This window comes from Bradyrhizobium sp. USDA 4341, from assembly GCF_054063755.1.
On the sequence record NZ_JBSSGO010000002.1, the window covers coordinates 8896843 to 8917517 of the forward strand.

Genomic DNA, 20675 nt, shown 5'->3' on the forward strand with positions numbered 1-20675 from the left:
ATGGCGCCGCGCGTGGTCGTCTTCAACAACATGATCACACCCTACACCAATCGGCTCTACAACGAGCTGGTTGACCGTGGGCTCAATCTCGCGGTGCTGTCCTGTACCGGGCAGGAGGCCGATCGCTCCTGGGCGGGGTCGTTCACGCCGCGCTACACGACGCGCACGGTGCCCGGTGTCTCGATCCCGCTGTCGCGGTCGCGTTACACCCATCTCAATATCGGGATCGGGCGCGCCTTGAACGCGCTCGCGCCCGACCTGCTGTTCGTCAATGGCCTTTATCCCTCGATGCTGGCCGGCGCGGCATGGGCGCGCGCCAACGGCAGGGCGCTTGCGCTGACGATCGACGGCTGGCGCGAGACGATGCCCAACACGGCCTATCATCGCCTGGCGCGGCCATGGCTGCTGCGCCAGTGCGACGCCGTCGTGTGCTGCAGCGACAAGGGCAGGGCGTATTTCCGCGGCGAAGGTGTCGGCGACAACGATCTGTTCGTGGTGCCGCTGGTGCCGGCATGGGATCCGCCGGAGACCGTCCCGGGTTTCCACGATCGTCCATTTCACCTGCTCTGGTGCGCCCGCATCAACGACGACGCCAAGAACGCGATCTTCTTCGAGAACGTCGCCATCGCGCTCGGCCGGGTCTTGCCCGGCTTAAGGGTTCGCGTGGTCGGGTCCGGCGCTGCCGAGCAGCGCATGCTGGCGCGGCTCGGTGGCGCCGGCATCGATGTCAGCCACGACAGCTATGTACCGTGGCAGGCGATATCGGAGGTCTATCTGCAATCGCGGCTGTTGCTGCTGCCCTCGTTGTTGGAACCCTGGGGTCTGGTGTGCAACGAGGCTCTGCAGTGCGGGGTTCCCTGCCTGGTGTCGCCCCATGTCGGGGCGGGCGGCGAGTTGGTGCGCGATCACGACAATGGTCATGTTTGCGCGCTCGATGAGCAGGCTTGGGTCGACGCGGCGCGCGGCTTGCTCGAACATCCCGCGCACTGGAAGGCGATGTCGCAGCGGGCCCGGCAGAGTGTGCGAAAGGACGCACTTGCCGACGCCGCGGCGCGCTTTGCGGCCGCGGTCGATCATCTCTTGAGGGCGCCGGCCCGGCAGGAAGCCGCGCAATGATCGGCAGATGGTGGTTTCGAACCGAGGTCTTTCTGCACGCTTATCTGGTGATGGTGCTCGGCTGCATCTACTTCCTGTTCAATTTCGTCGAGGGCATCTCGTTCGCGGAACGGGCCGGGGAGTCCACGCTGTTCCGCGGCGCGTGGCTGCTGCTTTACATCCTGCTGATGCTGCACATTGCGGTCGATCGGAAATGCTTCGGCCTGCTGATGCTGCAATCGCATCTCTATCTGACATTCATTGCCTTCGCGCTGGTGTCGCTGGCGCTGAGCGCCGACCCCGCGGGCGCGTCGATCAAGTTCGCGATGTACCTCCTGACCACGCTGTTCTCGGCATGGGTCGTGATCAGCTGCCCCGTCGATCGGCTCGTCGACACCCTGTTCCGGATCGGGATCGTGGTGCTGATCGTTCACGTCCTGCTGTTTCCGGTGATCGGCTCGCAATGGGACTACGACCCGCTGCATCGGCCGACCGTGCTCGGGACCCAGGCCTATGCCGGCGTGTTCGGCCACAAGAATCTCGCGGGCGCCTTCTTCGGTCTCATGGTGCTGATCTGTTTCGTCCGCATGCTGGCGGGGCCGCGGCGGCAGTTCGGCTGGTCGCTGTTGCTGATGGGGTGTCATCTTTTTGCGCTCGCCGCGGCCGGCGCCGCAGGACCGCTGATCAGCATGTTGACGGCACTCGCCGTGACTTTCGGGCTGCTGCTGGTGGTGCTTGGGCATAGGGGAGCTGCCTCGATCTACTGGCTCGGCCTCGCCTTTGTTGCGCTTGTCATGTTCGCCGTGCCGAGCGACGAGTTGTACGGGCTCGTCGGCCGCAGCGGAAACCTGACCGGCCGCTCGTTCCTCTGGGCGGTCTGGCCGCACTTCTTCTGGCAACACCCTTGGCTGGGCTACGGCTTCTCCGGGTTCTTCAACGAGTTGCCGAACTCGCCCGTGAACGAGCTGACGAGCATGGCGCCATGGAACACCGAGTTCGGCTCGTTCGAGAATTCCTATCTCGATGCCTTCCTCCAGTTCGGCCTGCTCGGCGGCGCGTTCTATATGCTGCTGCTGGCGCGGGCGTTGTGGAACACCATCGTCTTCACGTTCGAGCGGCGAGGGATGTATTGGCTGGCGCCGTTCGCGATGCTGCTGTTCGTCGTGATCGCGTCAGCCAACGATTCCAGTCAGTTGCTGCATAATTATTTCGGCTGCGTGCTGGTGTTCTGGTGCTATTTCGGGCCGGAAGCCAGGCTGCAAATGGCGCCGCGGCGGGCGTTTGCCAGACTGCGTGTGAGTGAGGCGTGAGTGCGTTGACCGAAAGGCTGGATCGAATGGCGGCCCAGACCCGGGTCGCTGGTGCTGCGCGCGGAGCGCTCGGCCGACTGCGGCGCGCCGGGGGCAATGTCGCGCTCGGCCTGATCGATCAGGCGCTGCTCAGCGGCTCGGCCTTCGTGCTGACGATCGTGCTGGCCAATGTGCTCGATATCAATTCGTTCGGCCAATTCAGCATCGCCTGGTCGTTCTCGATCCTGATCGAGGCGGTATTTCTGCGCGGGTTGTTCGACGACGGGCTGCCGGCGATTGCGCATCGCATCCCGAAATCGTTGTGGCCGCAACTGCGGCTCGGCCTCTATCTGTCGTCGCTGCTGGTCTCGGCGGTGCTTAGCCTGCTGCTGGTGGTTGCCGGCGTCGTGATCGGTGCGGTCGGCGGCGTCGCGGGCGGGCTCGTGATCGCAACCGGGCTCGCGATCCCTGCGGTTCGGCTGCAAAGCATGTTCCGCCGCATCTGCTATCTCGATGGGCGGCTGCCGCGCGCGGTCGTGTCGTCGTTGACCTATTGCGCGGCGCTTGTCGTCTCGGCCGGGCTGATGATCACGCTCAAACTGACCGGTGCCGCGGCTGCGATGGCCTGCATCGCGATCTCGGCGGCGCTCGCCGGCAGCCTGCTGCTCGCTCACACCCACGAACTGGCCTGGCCGCAGACCAGGATCTTCCGCGGCTCGCTGCAGCGGCTGTTTCGCAACGGTCGCTGGTTCGTCGCGACCTCGCTCACCTACTGGATCGGCAGCATCGGGCTGATCCCGGTTTGCGGCTTCCTGATCGGGCTCGACGCGAGCGCGTCGCTGCGGATCCTGCTCCTGGTGTTCGCACCGCTCAGCCAGTTTTGCGCGACGATGTTCTCGGTCCGGCTGCCGGAGATCGCAGCCGAGCTGCGCGCCGGCCGGCGTTGCGCGGTCGCCGCTGCTGCGCGCGAAAATGCCGTGCTGCTCGGCTCGATCGCGCTCGCCTATGGCGCGATGGCCGTGCTGCTCGGCCAGCGCATGCTCGCCCTCGTCATCCACGGCCAGAGTTACGAGATCGGTACCGGCAGCATCGCCTTGATGGGGACCGCGATGGCGCTCGACGCGGTGTGGCTCGGCCTCGCGCTGCCGCTGTTTGCGACCGGCAGGCCGCAGCGGTTCATGCTGAGCCGGATCGCCGGACTGGTCGCGCTGTGCTGCGTTCTGCCGCTTGCGGCGGAGGCCTGGCAGGTGATGGGCGCGGTTGCGGCGATGGTGGCCTCCAGCGCGGCGTCGGTGATCGTGGTTGTGCTGACCAATTCGGTGCGGGAGAAGACATGACCGACGACGCACCCGGCCGCGCGCTGCAGCGGCTGCATATCGGCGCCTTCAACTGCGGCATCGCGGGCTGGATCAACACCGACATCACGATGCATCTGTGGATCGCGCGCCTGCCGCTCGCGGCGAAAGCGCTGCATCTCGCCGGCCTGCTGAGCGACGCCCGCTATGCCGAGCACCGCCAGGGGAAGTTTGCCGGGCTGCGCTACATGGATATGACCAAGCCGTTGCCGTTCGCGGATGGCAGCGTCGCGGCGGTGTTCAGCGCGCATGTCTTCGAGCATCTGTTTCCCGACGAGGTCGAGCGGCTGGCGCGCGAGATCGCGCGGGTGCTGGCGCCGGGCGGGGTATGCCGCATCGTCGTCCCTGACATGGAACGGATCGTCGCGCTCTACGATCCGGCCGCGCCGCAGGCCTTCCTCAGGGGCGTGTTCGAGATCGAGCGCCGCAAGGAGGCCGCCTTCGCGCATCACTGGGGCTTTACGCGCGCCTCCCTCGCGGCGCTGTTCCGTGGTGCGGGCTGTTCAGAGACCCACACCCGGGCCTATCGCGAGGGCATCTGCCCCGACATCGACCGGCTCGACAACCGGCCGGACGAGTCGATCTTCTTCGAGGCGATCAAGTGAGCGGAAGCCGAGAGCCGATATGCCGTTGCGTGAAGAATTGCGCGTGCCGTGCTAGACCGACGCGACCGGTAGAAGGAGACTGACATTGCTGGGGCGCAATTCAAGCTCGATTTTCCGGTGCAGCACGCAAGCGGCGCGGCGAGTTCCTCGTCCGCACCGTGAACCTGCCGCTCGACGCAAAGATCCTCGATCTCGGCGGCGGCACCGGCCGGCACATTCGCGCGATCCTGCCCCGCCATACCGACATCACGGTTTGCGATATATCGGCCGACGATTTGAAGGCCGCGCGCGAACGCTTCGGGTTCAAGACCGTTCTGCTGCAAGAGACCGAGCGGCTGCCGTTCGAGGATCAGGCGTTCGACTTCTGCTTCTGCTCGTCGGTGATCGAACATGTCACCGGGCCGAAGCAAGACGTCGTGACGACCGAGGACGACACGGCATTCCGGACTATCGCGCGCGAGCACCAGAATCGCTTTGCCGGCGAGATCTCGCGGGTCGCGAAGTCGTTTTACGTGCAGACGCCGCACCGGTACTTTCCGATCGAGAGCCATACCTGGCTGCCCGGAATCATCGTCCTGTTGCCGAGGCGACAGCAAATCGCACTGATCGAAAGGTTCAACCGTTTCTGGTTCAAGCGGACCGCGCCCGACTGGCATCTATTTGACTGGCGCGAGATGACCGAAACGTTTCCGGACGCGAAGATCTATCGCGAACGATATCTCGGCATGACCAAGTCGCTAATGGCGATCAAGGCCTGAGGCGGGCATCTGCCCGCCGCATCAATTGTCGCGGCGGGCGAGGATATTGATCAGCGTGCCGACCGCGGACCGGCGATCGAGCGCCGGCGGCAGCGGCGAGCCGCCAAAGCAGACGCCGAGCATGGTGAGGCCATGTTGCCGCAGCAGGCCCTGCATGACGGCCGGCGTGGTGTCGAACTTGGAAAAGGCGAGGTAGCGGAACAGCGGCCGCGCCGACACGCGCGCCGACGCCGCGTGCGCGAGCTTGTAGCCCTGGCGCAGCAGCGATCCGCGATTGGGGATCGAGACCAGGAGCAGTCCGCCGGGCCTGAGCACGCGATGGATCTGGGCGAGGCACTGCGCCACGTCGGGGACATATTCCAGCACGCTCGCGCAGAGCACGCCGTCGAAGGATCGATCCGCAAACGGCAGGTTTGTGATCGTGGGAATCTGCCGGAACGTGAGCCGTTCGGCCGGCGGGCCGTCGGCGGGGCGGCCGCGTGCAGCCGCAATCATCTCCGACGACGCGTCGACGCCGGTGACATCGCAGCCGCGCGCGGCGAGCAGGCGGGAGAGCGTTCCGGTGCCGCAACCTGCGTCCAGCCAACGCTGGCCCTCGAGGTCCGCGTTCCCGAGCAGATCGAACATCGCGGCCGTGCGCGCCTTGAAGGTGCGACTCCGATGCAGCCTCTCCCACTCCGACGAGATCTCGTCGTGAAAGCGGATTTCAGGTCGGTCGCGGGTCTTGGCCATGGAAGCCATGGTGTTCCCTACCAGTGGAAGCCGCTCACTTTGGCGCGCACCTCTCGGGGCAGTCCAATGTCCGACAGTTCGAGCACCACCTGGTTGGGCCGGGTTGCCTTCAGCGCCGCAACGAAGCGCGGATCGGCCGTCGTCAGCACGATGATGTCGGCCCATTCGATCGTCGCCGTCACATCGTCATGCAGCAAGCCGACCAGCTCAGGGTTGCGCATCAAGAAATCCCGGTTGGCGCCGATCAGTTGCGACAGCTGCACGTTGGGGTCGTAGATCCGGATATCGCGCTGCTCGCCGCGCAAGCTTTTGACCAGCTCGACGAAAGGGCTGTCGCGGACATCGTCGGTGCCGGCCTTGAAGCTGATGCCGAGGAACGCGATGCGGCGGCCGTCATGCGACAGGATCCAGTCGGCGCCGCGCGACATGATCATGTCGTTGCTCGGCAGGATGCTTTCGAGCACCGGCGTCGACAGTCCACGGCTGTGCGCGAGGTGCTTCAGCGCCTTGACGTCCTTGGGCAGGCAGGAGCCGCCGAAGGCAAAACCCGGCCGTAGATAGGCGGGCGAGATGTTGAGCCTTGTGTCCTGCAGGAAGATGTTCATGACGTCGCGGCCGTCGATGCCGAGCGTCTTTGCGATGGTGCCGATCTCGTTGGCGAAGCTGACCTTCAGCGCGTGCCAGCTGTTGTCGACATATTTGACCAGCTCGGCGGTCTCGACCGGCGGGGTGATCTTGGCGCCCGGCAGATCCTTGTAGAGCGCCATGACGCGGTCGGCGGTTTCCTGGTTGAAGGCGCCGACCACGGTCTTGGACGGCGCGTTGAAGTCGGCAATCGCGCTGCCTTCGCGCAGGAACTCCGGATTGAAGGCGAGGTCGAAATCGCGTCCGATCTTGTTGCCGGAGGCTTCCTCGATCAGCGGCCCGACGGTGTCGCGGGTGGTGCCGGGCAGCACGGTGGAGCGGATCGTCACGGTATGCGGCGCGTTCTTTGCCCGCAATCCACGGCCGATCTCGATCGCGACCTGCCGGATCGCGGTCAGGTCGAGGTTGCCATTGCCGGACGACGGCGTGCCGACGCAGACCATCGATATGTCGCTGTTGACGATCGCCTCGGTGGCGTCGGTGGTTGCGGTCAACTGACCCGTTGCAACTGCGTGCGCCACCTTGTCCGAGATGCCCGGCTCGATGACCGGCGATCGGCCCTCGCGGATCAGGTCGACCTTCGCGACGCTCTTGTCGACGCCGATGATCTGGTGGCCGAGCTCGGTGAAACAGGCCGCGCACACCGTTCCGACGTAGCCGAGGCCGAAAATGCTGACGTTCATGCTTCGACCTTCGACAATCCAGCGACCTGCGCGTGGCTGCGTCGCGTTTCGCGTGAGTGAGGCGGCAGGGCGTTCAACGCGATGCCCGCCCGGCAGCTGCATTGGCGTTGACACCGGACGCCTGCGCGGTCGGCCGCTCCGCGGTGGCGGTCGCGCGTGGGGCGCGGCTCTTCCAGGGAAGCTTTCTGGCGAACAACGCCTCATAGGCGGCGAGCAGCTTCGGCTCCTCATGCGTCCAGGACAATTCGCGCTCGACGCGGCTGCGGCCAAATGCCCCCATCGTCTGCCGCAGCGACGGATCATCGATCAGCGTGATGATCTTGCCGGCGAAATCCTGCGGGTCGTTCTGCGCCGCATAGAGCGAGGCGTCGAGCGCTGAGCGGTGGCCTTCGCGAACCTCGAACTGAACGATCGGCCGTCCGAGCGCCATGTACTCCATGATCTTGTTCATGGTGGAGATGTCGTTCATCGGTGTGACGCGATCCGGATTGACGCAGACGTCTGCGGTCGAGAGCATCGTGAACAGCACCTCGTCGGCGATCGCGCCGGTGAAATTCACATAGTCGGAGAGCTGCATCTCTTCGCAGAGCTTGACCACCGCATTCCACTCCGGCCCGGTGCCGGCGATGTTGAACTGGATGTCGGTGCGGCCGAGATCGTGCACGATGTGGCCGATCGACTGCAGCAGGAGATCGATGCCTTCGGATTGGCCGATCACGCCGACATAGCCGACGCTGTAGCGCCGGCCGCGGCGCCAGGCCGGATCGGCGGGGCGGGAGCGTACCCGGTCGAGATTGGGGCCGGAGCGCACCACGAAAACCCGGTTGGCCGGCATGCGGCCACGGGTGATCGCGATCTCGCGATAGGATTCGTTGGTTGCGATCGAGATGCTTGCGGTCTTGAAGGTGAGATATTCGACCAGCCGCAGCAGATGCCAGAAAAAATCCCTGCGGCCGAATTTTGCTTCGTAGAGCTCGGGATTGACGTCGTGATGGTCGAACACGAAGCGCTTGCCGCCGAGCTTGAACAGCAGGCCGATCAGGAAGATCAGGTCGGGCGGATTGCAGCCATGGATCACGTCGAAGCCGTGCTTCCACGCCACCTTGATCGCAAGCCACGTCTCCCAGAACAGCGCGACCGGATATTCGATGAGATAGGCGGCGATCCCGCGCGCTTCCACCGGCATCGGATGGCGATAAATGTGAATGCCGTCGAGGCATTCGTAGGATTCGTGATGGCCGCGGCCCTTCGGGCAGATCACCGAAACTTCATAGCCTGCCTGGCGCAGCGACGTTGCCTCGCACCACACCCTGCGATCGAAAGGAACCGGAAGGTTCTCGACGATGATCAGGATCCGCCGCGGTGATGGTTCAGCTCTCGACATCTGCGATGATCTATACCATTGACCTAACAACATCACAATCCGACTAACATCGGCATTAACATGCGCGGCTTCCATTTTGCAATCCCGCCGCGGGTGACGGCGACGAGACACGGACATGGCAGGTAAAGTGAGGGATTGGGCACGAAGGGCGTTGATCGCACTGGTTTTGAGTGCGCTGGCACCGCTGGCTCACAAATGGCCGCTGCAGTGGGCCGGTGCGGCGGCAAACGATGTGCTCAATGTGAGCCATGTGAACGTGGTGATCCCGCCGACGCTTTTCGGCATGACGATCAATGCGATCGGGCAGTCACAGCCATGGCCGGCGCTCAAATTTGACGGCGTCCGCCTGTGGGGCGCGATCTACTGGGCGCAAATCAACCCGGCGCCCGGCATCTACAATTGGGCGCGCTTCGACGCCATTCTTGCGGCGGCGGAGCGCGAGCACGTCGATATCGTCCTCAATCTCGCCTTCACGCCGCGCTGGGCCGCGTCCGTGAAGGATGCGCCGCCGGCATTCACGCCCGGCGCAAGCTCGCCGCCTGCCGATCTCACATCATGGGATGAATGGGTGCGTGCGGCCGTTGCGCGCGCCGCCGGCCGCATCAAATACTGGGAAATCTGGAACGAGCCCGAGGATCCCAAATATTACTCGGGCGATATCGCGACCATGGTCCAGATGCAGAAACGGGCCTACGAGATCATCAAGGCCAGCGATCCCGCGCTAACTGTGCTGACGCCGTCGTCCAACGGCACGCCGGACGGCTATCGCTGGCAACAGGCCTTCGTGGCGCAAGGCGGCGGACAATATGCCGATGTCTTCGCCTTCCACGGTTATACGAGCGAACCCGAAGCGGTGATCGGAATCATCGCCCGCTTCAAGCAGATCCTCGCCGCGCACGATCTCTCCACAAGGCCGATCTGGGACACCGAGGCCGGCTGGCCGTCTCACGAGGACAACCCGGATGGCTTTCTTGCGCGCGCCTATATCCTGAAATGGATCAGCGGTGTCGACCGGTTCTATTGGTACGAATTCGCCGGCGGGGGCGGTGACTTCGGCAAATTGTGGGACCGGGCGCGCGGGCTGCTTCCGAGCGGAATTGCCTATCGCACGGTCCAGTCATGGTTGGTCGGCGCCAGCGTCGTGGCGGCAGACAGGACGTCGCCGTCGACCTGGCGCGTCGAGCTCCGCATGCCGGATGGCCGCAACGGCTTGATCCTCTGGACCACCAAGGGGCGGTCCCTACATCGGGTCGACCCGCGCTTTAGCCGTTACCAGGGCCTGGACGGCGGCGAAGGAGCTGTCGCCAACGGTGAGGTCGAGATCTCGCCCAAACCGGTCCTGTTGCTGGAATGATAACGATGTTAAACCCTCGGCGATGAGATAACTATGACGATGTTCCCGGCTTCGTTGCGGGCGGCGGGCGCGATACAACGGGCACTGTTAACTTGAGGCGTTTGACCGACTGTGAAGCAGATCGCGCAGAACTATAAGAGCGGTGAGCTCAGGCTGATCGATGTGCCGGCGCCGCGCTGCCGCCCCGGCGGGGTTTTGGTGCGCACGGCATTCTCGGCGGTGTCGACCGGCACCGAGATGATGAAGTTCACCGAAGGCCGGCTGTCGCTGCTCGGCAAGGCGCGTGCGCGCCCCGATCAGGTTGCCAAGGTGGCACGCTCGGTCCGCCAGCAGGGATTGCTTGCGACCTATCAGAAGGTGATGAACCGCCTCGATTCCTACACGCCGCTCGGTTATTCGCTGTCGGGCACTGTCGTGGAGGTGGGCGAGGGTGTCGGCGGCTTCGCGGTCGGAGCGCGGATCTGCTGCGGCGGCAATCAGTATGCAACCCATGCTGAATATAATTGGGTGCCGGTGAACCTCTGCGTGCCGCTGCCGGATGGTGCCGCGCTCGACCAGGCCGCGTTCACGACGATCGCATCGATCGCGCTGCAGGCGATGCGCCAGTCGGAAATCGGTTTCGGTGAGACCGCCTGCGTGATCGGCCTCGGCCTGATCGGGCAGATCATGGTGCGCCTGCTGCGCAGCGCCGGTGTCGTGGTCGTCGGGCTCGACAGGCTGGAGCCGCGTTGTCGTCAGGCGGAGGCAGCGGGCGCCGCAATCTGTGCGGTCGCATCTGACGATGCTGCGGCCGGGTTTCGCGCCCGGATCGACCAGCTGACCGCAGGCAACGGTGTCGATTGCGTGTTCATCACGGCGGGCAGCGACGATCCAGATATCGCGTCGCGTTCGGCCGCGTTGCTGCGCGACCGCGGCCGTATCGTCGACATCGGCAAATGCACGCTGAACCTGCCGTGGAACGAATTCTACGACAAGGAGCTCGACGTTCGCTTCTCGCGCTCCTACGGCCCCGGCCGCTACGATCCGCTCTACGAGGAGGGCGGCATCGACTATCCGATCGGCCATGTGCGCTGGACCGAGAAACGCAACATGGAGGCGATCGTCGCGCTGCTCGCCGACGGGCGGCTCGATTTTTCGTCGCTGATTTCCGACGTGGTGCCGCTGGAGCAGGCAACGTCGGCATTCGAGCGCATGAGCCGGGGCGAGGTTGGTCTCGGCATGGTGTTCGCCTATCCAGACGCCGCTCCCCGCGCGATGCAGATGGTCTATCGTCCGGCCGTTGCGCTGCGCAGCGGCCGGGTCCGGCTCGGCGTCATCGGCGCGGGCAATTATGCCTCCAGCATGTTGTTGCCGCAGCTTGCAAATCACGCGCGCGTCGATCTCGTCGAGGTCGCCACCAATACCGGCCTGAGCGGCGCCACCGCGGTACGCAAGTTCGGCTTCGCGCGTGCCTCGACGGATGCGGCCTCGGTGCTCGAGGCCGACGACATCGATGCCGTGCTAATCGCGACGCGCCACGCCTCCCACGCCGACCTCGCGGCGCAGGCGCTGCGCGCCGGCAAGGCGGTGTTTGTCGAGAAGCCGCTGGCGATCGATGCAGATGCGCTCGATCAATTGGAGCAGGTGATCCGCGAGACCGGCAACAACAGGCTGATGGTCGGCTTCAATCGCCGCTTCTCGCCGCTGATGCAGGGCATGCGCGCGGCGTTCGCGCCGGCGGGGCCACAGACCCTGCAATATCGCGTCATCGCCGGCCCGCTGGAGAAATCATCCTGGTATCTGCAGGCCGAGAGCGAGGGCAGCCGCTTCGTCGGCGAGGGCGGCCATTTCATCGACGTATTGTCCTGGTGGCTCGGCGCCGAGCCGGTGCGCGTCTCGGCGCGGACCGCGGGCAAGGATGTCGACAATCTCGTCGCCACGTTCGACTTTGCCGACGGTTCGGTTGCGAGCCTCAGCTATCTCACCGGCGGCGATCCGCGTGTGCCGAAGGAGGCGCTCGAAATATCGGCAAGCACCGGCTTTGCCGCCTTCGATAATTTCGCGGGCTTCGAGGTCTGGCACGCCGGACAGCGGACGGCGAAGAAAGCGCGGCTCGACAAGGGGCAGCGGCCGATGCTGGATGCCTTCATCGCCGCGGTCGCATCGGGGGCCGCGATGCCGATCGGGCTCGAATCGCTGCTTGCGACCACCCGCGCAACGCTCGCGGTGCAGGAGAGCGCAGCCGCCGGGAAGCCGGTCGATCTGACGATCGGCGCAGCGGAGCAGGGCGTCGCACGCGCCTCGACCGGCGCGAGATGAATCCGGCTTGGTATCTGCGCAGGCTGCAGCGCATGGAGCCGTCCGAGCTTGCGGGACGGGTGAACGACCAGCGGCTGCGCCTGCTCTGGCGCATCACTCCGCCCGATATCGCACGACACGCCAGCGCCCGGCTTGCCCCGGGCCCGCGGCAGCCGCGGCTGAAGCCGCTGCCTTTGCCGGCGCACGCTCCCCAGCAGGCCACCGGGCGGCTGATCGATGCTGCCGACCGGATTCTCGCCGGACATTGGCAGGTCTTCGCCAGAGATCATGGTGCCCTCGGCGAGCGGCCGGACTGGTTCGTCGATGTTCGCAGCGGAAAGCGCGCGCCTGCGGACGTCTATGCGTTCGCGATTCCCTATCGCGACGAAGCCGCGGTCGGGAACATCAAATACATCTGGGAGCCGTCGCGTCACCACCATCTCACGGTGCTCGCGTCGGCGTATTGCCTGACCTCGGACGAACGCTACGCCAGGCGCGTGGCCGCGCATCTCACAAGCTGGTGGCGCGAAAATCCATTCCCGCGCGGCCCGCACTGGACCAGCGGCATCGAGCTCGGCGTGCGGCTGATCTCGTGGGCCTGGGTGCGCCAGCTGCTGCAGAACTGGCCCGGCGCGCCTGCGTTGTTCGAGGACAACGACCAGTTCCTGACGCAGCTCTATGCGCACCAATACTGGCTGTCGCAGTTCCCGAGCCGGGGCTCCTCCGCCAACAATCACATCATCGCGGAGGCTGCCGGGCAGTTCGTGGCGGCCTGTGTGTTTCCCTTTTTCCGCGACAGCGCGTTGTGGCGCCAAAATGCCGCCAGGACGCTGGCAGACGAGGCTGTTGCGCAAACCTTCGCCTGCGGCAGCAATCGTGAGCTCGCGACCGATTACCACGGCTTTGTCCTCGAACTGCTGCTGGCCGCGGCGGTGCAGGGCGAAGCGTCCGGGCACCAGCTGGGCGACGTGGTCTGGACCACGATGTGTCGCATGAGCGACGTCATCGCCGCGATGCTCGACGATCGCGGTCATCCTCCCCGTCAGGGCGATGGCGACGAGGGCATTGGCCTGTTGCTCGACGATCACACCGGCAATCGCTGGCTCGGTCTGCTCGCCACCGGCGCGCATCTGTTCGGCGAGCTGCCATGGTGGCCCAAGCTGCCGGAGCCTGATCTGCGCACGTTTTTTCTGACCGGCGGCATCAAGGCGCGTGCGATCGCTGCGCGGCCCGCGCGCCGCCCGCATTTGCTTGATGAGGGCGGGGCAGACTTTTCTCGTCGATGCCGGCCGAGCGGTGTGGTGCCGCTGCGATCACGGCCCGCATGGGCTCGGCCGCATTGCGGGACATGCCCATGCGGATGCGCTGTCGCTCGAATGCCGGATCGGCGGCGTCGATATCCTCGCCGACCCCGGCACCTATTGCTATCACGGCGATCCGCGATGGCGCGCCTATTTCCGTTCCACGCTGGCGCACAACACGCTCTGCCTGTTCGGGCGCGACCAGTCGGTATCGGGGGGGCCGTTTCTCTGGACGCGGCATGCGCAGAGCCGGCTGATCGCATCAAGCGGCCTCGACGATTGTGATGCGGACGCGCGCTGGGTCGCGGAGCATTCGGGATATCAGGACACAGCAGATCGTCTCGTGCATCGTCGTTCGGTGCAATTGCAGCGTCAGGCGGCGCGGCTCGTCGTCACCGATATTGTGCTTGCCGATGAGGGGCTTGCGGTGCCGGCGAGCCTCAGCTGGCATCTCGGTCCCGACGTCGAATGCCAGCTCGAAGGGCGTATCGCACGCCTGTCATGGCCCGGCGGACGCGGCGAGCTCGATCTGCCTGCGGCGCTCAGCTGGACAGTGTATCGCGGCGACGAAACCGTGCCGGCCGGCTGGTATTCGCCGTCGTTCGATCTCAAGGTGCCGGCGACGACGCTGATCGGCTCCGGAACGCTGGCCGCCGGCCAAAGCCTGGTGACGGAGCTGCGCTGGTTTCCCGAGCCGGCACGCCGATCATGAAGATCCTGGTCGCGCACAACAGGTATCAGGGACGCGGCGGCGAAGACGTCGTGTTCGAAGCGGAAGTCGACCTGCTCCGCGACGCTGGACACAGTGTTGAGACGCTCACGGTCAGCAACGAGGCGATCAATTCGCTTGCCGCGCGGATCGCGACGACGCTGTCGATCGCCGATAATGCGGAGGGAAAACGGGCCATGGCGGAGGCGATCGACCGCTTTCGCCCCGACATCGTCCACGTCCACAATTTCTTCCCGCTGCTCTCGCCCGCCGTGTTCGATGTCTGCCGGCAACAGCGCGTGCCTGCGGTGGTGACGCTGCACAATTATCGCAGCATCTGCACCGGCGGCATGCTGCTGCGCGACGGCCGCATCTGCCACAAATGCCTGGACCGCGGCCATCTCTGGGGCGTTGCCCATCGCTGCTACCGCGGATCGCTGCCGGGCTCGCTGGCCTCGGCCTACATGATTGCGCGGCACCAGCGCCGTGGCACCTGGACGCGTCCCGGTCTGCGCCTGATTGCGCTGACGCAGTTTGCCCGAACGTTGTTCACGCAGGCAGGCTTCGATGCCGGCCGGATCGACGTGAAGCCGAACTTCATGGCCGATCCGGGTGCACCCGATCCGGCCATACCGCGCACCGGGCTGCTCTATGTCGGACGGCTGAGCCGCGAGAAGGGCGTCGGCGTGTTGCTCGCCGCTACTGCGCGGACCGGCATGCCCTTGCGGATCGTCGGTGAAGGACCGGAGCGCGCTGCGCTCGAAGCTCGGGCGCCCGCCAATGTCAGGTTCCTCGGCGCGCTCTCGCGTGCAGACGTGCTTCGGGAAATGGCGAGTGCCCGGGCGTTGGTCGTGCCGTCGCTATGGTACGAGGGATTTCCGATGGTCGTGGTCGAAGCCTTCGCACAGGGGACGCCGGTGATCGCATCCGAGATCGGCGGACTTGCCGAGGTGGTGAGCGCCGGCAAGACCGGCGCATTGGTGCCGCCGGGCGATGCGGCAGGGCTCAGACAGCGCATTGTTGAGCTTCTGGGCGCCCCCGATCTCGCAACGGCATGGGGGCAGGCTGCCCGGACCGCCTATCTCGAGCGCTACGCGCCGGATGAGAATCTGCGGCTGCTCGAGGCCATCTACGCGCGCGCCGCCGCTGGATGATCGCCGCAGACGGTTGCTTAGCGCGTGATCGGGCGCCGCCGTCTTGTCGGTTGCCGCGCTCTTGTCCCTAACGGGTTCCGACGAATCTAATGTTAATTTGTTATATTGGGCGCTTGATCTGGGTCCGCTTCGGCTTCAGGCGGGCGGCCGAATTGCCCGATTCTGTGATCGATTCTCCCGTTTTCGCCCGCTTGACGCTCATAGCCTGCAACCGGAACCCGGCACAACGCCGCTCCGCTTGCCGGCCGGTTGTGAAGTTTGACGCTTTTCTGAAAAAGCTCTCACGCGGCGCAGAAATATTTTTTCAGATCAGAAAATCGCGTCGAAGCGCGCGCAAAGGCTGCAAAATTCCGCGCCCTGGCGCCATCTTGGGACCGGATGAAACCCCGTATAATCACTACCCTTTTTTGCATCGCGGCTAACATTTGTGGGCTGCCTGCGCCGAATGTTAGTCCGCGACCGAGGTGGTGCTAAGTCTCACATAAGTCTCATGGAACCGGACGTTAATAGCGCATTGCTGATTGACACTCCGGTATTGCGGACTTAACAATGGACTTAACAAGTTCGTAACGTGTGTCCACATTTGAGCTGCGTCGCAACAAACCAGTTGTGAAACAACAGCTTACGTGCGGGCGAGCGGCTTGAATCCTCGTATCCCAAGCAGGGGCTACATCGATGGCGACTTACAATCTCGACCAGACTGACCTCAAACATGCGATCAACTCAACGATCGATCACGCGACCCAGCAACAGATTCTTGACTATCTGATCAACGCAGGCATCGGGTACACCAGCCCGGATGACGGCAGCTCGATCCCGGTGCAGGTAGGCGCCGGCATCAGCAACCCCGACCCGAACGCCAACGTTCTCATCGAAACCAATCCGAATAACACTGTCACCACCGACGCCAACCTGAAGGCGATCATCGAGGCGACCAACAAGGACGTGACGCTGACGGTGAACGGCAGCACCCCGGTGCTGGTCGCGACCGGCAACGGCAACGATCAGATCTTCCTCAACAACACCGGTGACACCACGGTTTTTGCCGGCAACGGCAACGACACGGTCTTCGGTGGTGCGGGTCACGACTCGATCGACGGCGGCAATGGCAACGACGTGTTGATCGACAACGTCTCCGGTCACAGCACGCTCGATGGCGGCAAGGGCAACGATCTGCTGTTCGGCACCGGTGCCGACACCTTGAACGGTGGCTCCGGCAACGACACGCTCTACGGCGGCAGCTCGTCCGAGCTGAATGGCGGTACCGGCAACGACGTGCTGGTGTCCGGCAGCACCGCTGGCAATTCCAGCACGCTGGATGGCGGCAAGGGCAACGATGCGCTGTACGGCGGTGCCGGCAATGATCGCCTGTTCGGCGGCGACGGCAACGACACACTGACCGGCGGTTCGGGTAATCAGGTTCTCGAGGGCGGCAAGGGCAATGATGTCCTGATCGGCGGCGCGGGCAACAACCAGCTCTATGGCGGTGCAGGCAACGACGCGCTCTACTCGAACTCGGATGCGTCGCACGGCTCGATCCTGGATGGCGGTGCTGGCAACGACTCGCTGTATGGCGGTGCGGGTGCCGACACGCTGTATGGCGGTGCCGGCAACGACTTGCTGGTCGGCGGCACCGGCACTGTTGCCGAGTACGGCGGCGCCGGCAAGGACGTGCTCTATTCGGGCAGCGATGCGTCGCACGCGACCTCGCTCTACGGTGGTGACGGCAATGACTCGCTCTATGGCGGTGCCGGCAACGACACGCTGTATGGCGGCTCCGGCAGCGACACGCTGGTCGCCGGCTCGGGCAACCAGACGCTGCTCGGCGGCGGCGGCAACGACTCGTTCGTTGGTTCCGCCTCCGGTACGGCCTCGATGGTCGGCGGCTCTGGTCAGGACTACTTCTACCTGTCCAACCTCCACAGCAGCGACACCATTGACGGCGGTGCCGGCAACAAGGACTCGCTGACTTTCCTGGATCACGCCTCGACCGATGTGACCGGCATCACCGCGGGCAAGGATGGTTCTCTGGACGTCAACTTCAGCAATGGCCAGGTGACCCAGATCAGCAACATCGAATACCTGATCTTCAACGATGGTCACTCGACCAAGCTGTAAGATCCCAGGTCTGCACTAAACTAGGTCTGCACTAAGCGAAGGCGCCGCCTCAACCCTGGTTGAGGCGGCGCTTTTTTTCGATTGCAGGTGGTGCTCGGAAATGTTGTCTGATAATCTTGCAATGCAGCCTGCTCCAATTGTGAGTCATCGAAATAATTTGAGTATTTGCTTAGAGATGATGTAGCGCGTCGAAGGAGGAGCTCCATCGATGGTGACGCAAAACCTGAACCAGACGGGGCTCAAGGTCGCGATCAGCTCCACGATCGATCACGCAGCCCGGCAACAGATTCTCGACTATCTGATCAGCGCGGGGATCGGTTACACCAGCCCGGATGACGGCGCGACAATCCCGGTGCAGGAAGGCGCCGGGATCAGCAGCCCGGATCCGAACGCCAATGTTCTGATCGAAACCAACGCCAACAATACGATCAAGCTTGACGCCAAGCTGAAGGCGATCATCGAAGCCACCAAGAGCGACGTGACGCTGACCGTGAACGGCGCCGCCCCGGTGGTGGTCGCGACCGGTGTCGGCAACGACGATATCACCATCAACAACAACCGCGGTACGACGGTTCTTGCCGGCGCGGGCAACGACACGGTGTACGGTGGCGGCGTGGGCCACACCCAGATTTACGGCGACGCCGGCAACGACTGGCTTTATGGCAGTGACTGGTCGGACCTGCATGGCGGTAGCGGCGACGATACCCTGCTGTCCGGCAGCTCGCTGGACTCACTGGACCGGATCAACACGCTGGACGGCGGTAGCGGCAACGACGTGCTGTTCGGTGGCTGGGGCAATGATCGCCTGTATGGTGGCGCCGGTGACGACTGGTTGAGCGCGGGTTTCTACAACGAGACTCTCGACGGCGGCGCGGGCAATGACACGCTGGTCGCCGGCACATACAGCGATCAGCTCTACGGCGGCGCCGGCGACGACCTGCTCTACGCGAACTTGTTTGCGTGGTACGGCTCGTTTCTGTCGGGCGGTGACGGCAACGACACGCTGGAGGGGGGTGCCAGTGCCGTAGCCGACACGCTGGATGGCGGCGCCGGTGACGACCTGCTGAAGGGCGGCGTCGCCACTGTTGCGGAGTACGGTGGCAGCGGCAACGACGCTCTCTATTCAGGCGCCGGTTATGGGCTCGGCACGTTGCTCGATGGCGGTGCGGGCGACGACACGCTGGTTGCCGGTGCAGGGTATAACCCTGCCAATATCGGTTCCGACACGCTGGACGGCGGTACCGGTAACGACCTGCTGATCGGCGCTGCCGGGACTGTTGCGGAATATGGTGGCAGCGGCAACGATGCGGTTTACTCGCACTCGGATGCGTCGCACGGCACGATCCTTGACGGCGGTGCGGGCAACGACTCGCTCTATGGCGGTACCGGTGCCGACTCGCTGGATGGCGGCGCCGGCAACGACCTGCTGGTCGGCGGTATCCGCACTGTTGCCGAATACGGCGGCAGCGGCAACGACGTGCTCTATTCGGGCAGCGATGCGTCGCACGCGACCTCACTCCATGGCGGTGACGGCAACGACTCGCTCTATGGCGGTGGGGGTGCCGACTCGCTGGATGGCGGCGCGGGCAACGACCTGCTGGTGGGCGGCACCGGCACTGTTGCGGAGTACGGCGGCGTCGGCAACGACGTGCTCTATTCGGGCAGCGATGCCTCGCATGCGACCTCGCTCTACGGCGGTGACGGTAACGACTCGCTCTATGGCGGTGCAGGCAACGACACCCTGCATGGCGGCTCCGGCCACGATACGATGGTTGCCGGCTCGGGCACGCAGACGCTGATCGGCGGCAATGGCGGTTCGTCTTTCGTCGGCTCCGCCACCGGCACGGCCTCGATGGTCGGCGGCTCGGGTCAGGACTACTTCTACCTGTCCAACCTCCACAGCAGCGACACCATTGACGGTAGCGCCGGCAACAAGGACTCGCTGACCTTCCTGGATCACGCCTCGACCGATGTGACCGGCATCACCGCGGGCAAGGATGGTTCTCTGGACGTCAACTTCAGCAATGGCCAGGTGACCCAGATCAGCAACATCGAATACCTGATCTTCAACGATGGTCACTCGACCAGGCTGTAACATCCCAGGTCTTCACGAAGTGAGGGGGCCGCCTCGACCTCGGTTGGGCGGCGCCCTTTCGTTGGTGTGCGAACACGGTGACCGGAACTTGTCGATCATTTGGCGTCGGATCGGGCGAGCTCCGTCTCAAGTTCCGCTCCAGGCATTCCGTTAACGGACGTTAGAACGTTAGTTCGTCACATTCGGACCACGTAGCTTTTGTAAAGGCGTGTGGCTCGCTCGATTGAGTGGTGCCGTGGCCGATGGTTTCCTGCGGCGCCGGCAACTTTGGTCGAGACGGGCGATCGCTGCAGAAATCAGCCGCTTAATGCGCGAACCGCGGAGCTCTCGAATTGGCCAAGAAGAAAATGCTGAACGCCGGTGCTGGATCGACGGTTGCCAAGCGGATCCAGCCGCTCCTGACGTCGGATGAGTGGGAGGAGGTTCGCCTCGATGTCGACGGCAGCGTGAGTCCGGATATCGTCGGCTCGATTACCGATCTCGCCAAGCTGTGCCGGCCGGCCTCGTTCGACGCGATCTGGTGCTCCCATCTGATGGAGCATCTCTATGCCCATGAGATACATCCCACATTCGTCCAGTTCCGCGAGGTTCTCAAGCCGAACGGATTCGCGCTGATCATGTCGCCCGACCTGGAGGCGGTGGCTCAGCACATGCTGACCCAGGGCCTCGGTGCGGTCGCCTATGTCTCGCCGGCCGGTCCGATACGGCCACTTGATATGATCTACGGCCATTCCGGCGCGATCGAGCAGGGACGCCACCACATGGCGCACAAGACCGGGTTTTCGTGCGACCGGATGGGAAACCTGCTGCTGAGCGCCGGGTTTCCGACGGTGTCCGTTCGCAGCGGGAACTTCGAGGTCTGCGCCTTGGCGCTCATGCCGGAGGCCGAGGAGAGGCGGATCCGGCCGCAGCTCGAGGCCTGCGGCTTCGACTTCCGGGAGACGGCGACCGCCGCCCCGTGATTGTCGATGTTAAATAATGTTATAATGGTTCCGTGGTTAAACCACCGGTAGCAATGGCCGGAACTCGCTTCTGTGCTTGTTGCGACACATATCTTTTCGGAGCGACGCGCTGAAAATGCTGCGTTAGCGAACTAACAGTGATAAGTTATATCTCGCTAG

The 20675-nt window shown here is 64.4% G+C and carries 15 protein-coding genes and 1 pseudogene; 13 read left to right on the top strand and 3 right to left on the bottom strand.

What is annotated here, in order from left to right:
* The 5 genes from ACVIGB_RS47410 (at position 1) to ACVIGB_RS47430 (ending at position 5102) form a co-directional block, all read left to right on the top strand.
* Entirely contained in the window at positions 1 to 1116 is a 1116-nt protein-coding gene (locus ACVIGB_RS47410) for a glycosyltransferase family 4 protein (RefSeq protein WP_456724083.1), read from the top strand.
* Positions 1113 to 2405 carry an O-antigen ligase family protein gene (locus ACVIGB_RS47415; RefSeq protein WP_456724082.1) on the top strand — a complete coding sequence of 431 codons (1293 nt, stop codon included), beginning with the start codon at positions 1113 to 1115 and terminating at the stop codon, positions 2403 to 2405. The genes ACVIGB_RS47410 and ACVIGB_RS47415 overlap by 4 nt, the downstream gene beginning before the upstream one ends.
* Positions 2406 to 2431: 26 nt before the next feature.
* Positions 2432 to 3721, top strand: coding sequence for a polysaccharide transporter (locus tag ACVIGB_RS47420; protein ID WP_456724081.1), 1290 nt, complete (start codon positions 2432 to 2434; stop codon positions 3719 to 3721).
* Positions 3718 to 4344: a class I SAM-dependent methyltransferase gene (locus tag ACVIGB_RS47425; protein WP_456724080.1), complete on the top strand. Its 627-nt coding sequence runs from the start codon at positions 3718 to 3720 to the stop codon at positions 4342 to 4344. Before ACVIGB_RS47420 ends, ACVIGB_RS47425 begins: the two co-directional genes overlap by 4 nt.
* Positions 4345 to 4442: 98 nt before the next feature.
* A complete protein-coding gene (locus tag ACVIGB_RS47430; RefSeq protein ID WP_456749412.1) occupies positions 4443 to 5102 on the top strand; it encodes a class I SAM-dependent methyltransferase in 660 nt (219 codons plus the stop codon).
* Positions 5103 to 5123: 21 nt separating this feature from the next.
* On the opposite strand, the gene ACVIGB_RS47435 is transcribed toward ACVIGB_RS47430, so the two are convergent.
* From ACVIGB_RS47435 to ACVIGB_RS47445, 3 genes are all read right to left on the bottom strand, one after another.
* Positions 5124 to 5843, bottom strand: coding sequence for a methyltransferase domain-containing protein (locus ACVIGB_RS47435; RefSeq protein WP_456724078.1), 720 nt, complete (start codon positions 5841 to 5843; stop codon positions 5124 to 5126).
* 8 nt (positions 5844 to 5851) lie between these two features.
* Positions 5852 to 7162 carry a nucleotide sugar dehydrogenase gene (locus tag ACVIGB_RS47440; RefSeq protein ID WP_456724077.1) on the bottom strand — a complete coding sequence of 437 codons (1311 nt, stop codon included), beginning with the start codon at positions 7160 to 7162 and terminating at the stop codon, positions 5852 to 5854.
* A gap of 73 nt (positions 7163 to 7235) precedes the next feature.
* Entirely contained in the window at positions 7236 to 8546 is a 1311-nt protein-coding gene (locus ACVIGB_RS47445) for a glycosyltransferase family 4 protein (protein ID WP_456724076.1), read from the bottom strand.
* A 115-nt stretch (positions 8547 to 8661) separates the two neighbouring features.
* On the opposite strand from ACVIGB_RS47445, the gene ACVIGB_RS47450 reads away from it, so the two are divergent.
* The 8 genes and pseudogenes from ACVIGB_RS47450 to ACVIGB_RS47485 all read left to right on the top strand — a co-directional run bounded on the left by ACVIGB_RS47450 (position 8662) and on the right by ACVIGB_RS47485 (position 20516).
* On the top strand, positions 8662 to 9900 hold the full coding sequence (locus tag ACVIGB_RS47450; RefSeq protein WP_456724075.1) for a glycosyl hydrolase: 1239 nt from the start codon (positions 8662 to 8664) through the stop codon (positions 9898 to 9900).
* Positions 9901 to 10011: 111 nt separating this feature from the next.
* Positions 10012 to 12198 carry a bi-domain-containing oxidoreductase gene (locus tag ACVIGB_RS47455; protein ID WP_456724074.1) on the top strand — a complete coding sequence of 729 codons (2187 nt, stop codon included), beginning with the start codon at positions 10012 to 10014 and terminating at the stop codon, positions 12196 to 12198.
* Positions 12199 to 12230: 32 nt separating this feature from the next.
* Positions 12231 to 13070, top strand: a pseudogene (locus ACVIGB_RS47460) (heparinase II/III family protein); the annotation flags it as partial.
* A gap of 361 nt (positions 13071 to 13431) precedes the next feature.
* Positions 13432 to 14190: a heparinase II/III family protein gene (locus ACVIGB_RS47465; protein ID WP_456749349.1), complete on the top strand. Its 759-nt coding sequence runs from the start codon at positions 13432 to 13434 to the stop codon at positions 14188 to 14190.
* Complete coding sequence (locus tag ACVIGB_RS47470) at positions 14187 to 15341, top strand: glycosyltransferase (RefSeq protein WP_456724072.1); 1155 nt, start codon at positions 14187 to 14189, stop codon at positions 15339 to 15341. Before ACVIGB_RS47465 ends, ACVIGB_RS47470 begins: the two co-directional genes overlap by 4 nt.
* 675 nt (positions 15342 to 16016) lie before the next feature.
* A complete protein-coding gene (locus ACVIGB_RS47475; protein WP_092125229.1) occupies positions 16017 to 17459 on the top strand; it encodes a calcium-binding protein in 1443 nt (480 codons plus the stop codon).
* A 208-nt stretch (positions 17460 to 17667) separates the two neighbouring features.
* Positions 17668 to 19554 (top strand): calcium-binding protein, encoded by a 1887-nt coding sequence (locus tag ACVIGB_RS47480; RefSeq protein ID WP_456724071.1) that lies wholly within the window; start codon positions 17668 to 17670, stop codon positions 19552 to 19554.
* 347 nt (positions 19555 to 19901) lie between these two features.
* On the top strand, positions 19902 to 20516 hold the full coding sequence (locus ACVIGB_RS47485) for a class I SAM-dependent methyltransferase (protein WP_456725258.1): 615 nt from the start codon (positions 19902 to 19904) through the stop codon (positions 20514 to 20516).
* Positions 20517 to 20675: the final 159 nt, after the last annotated feature.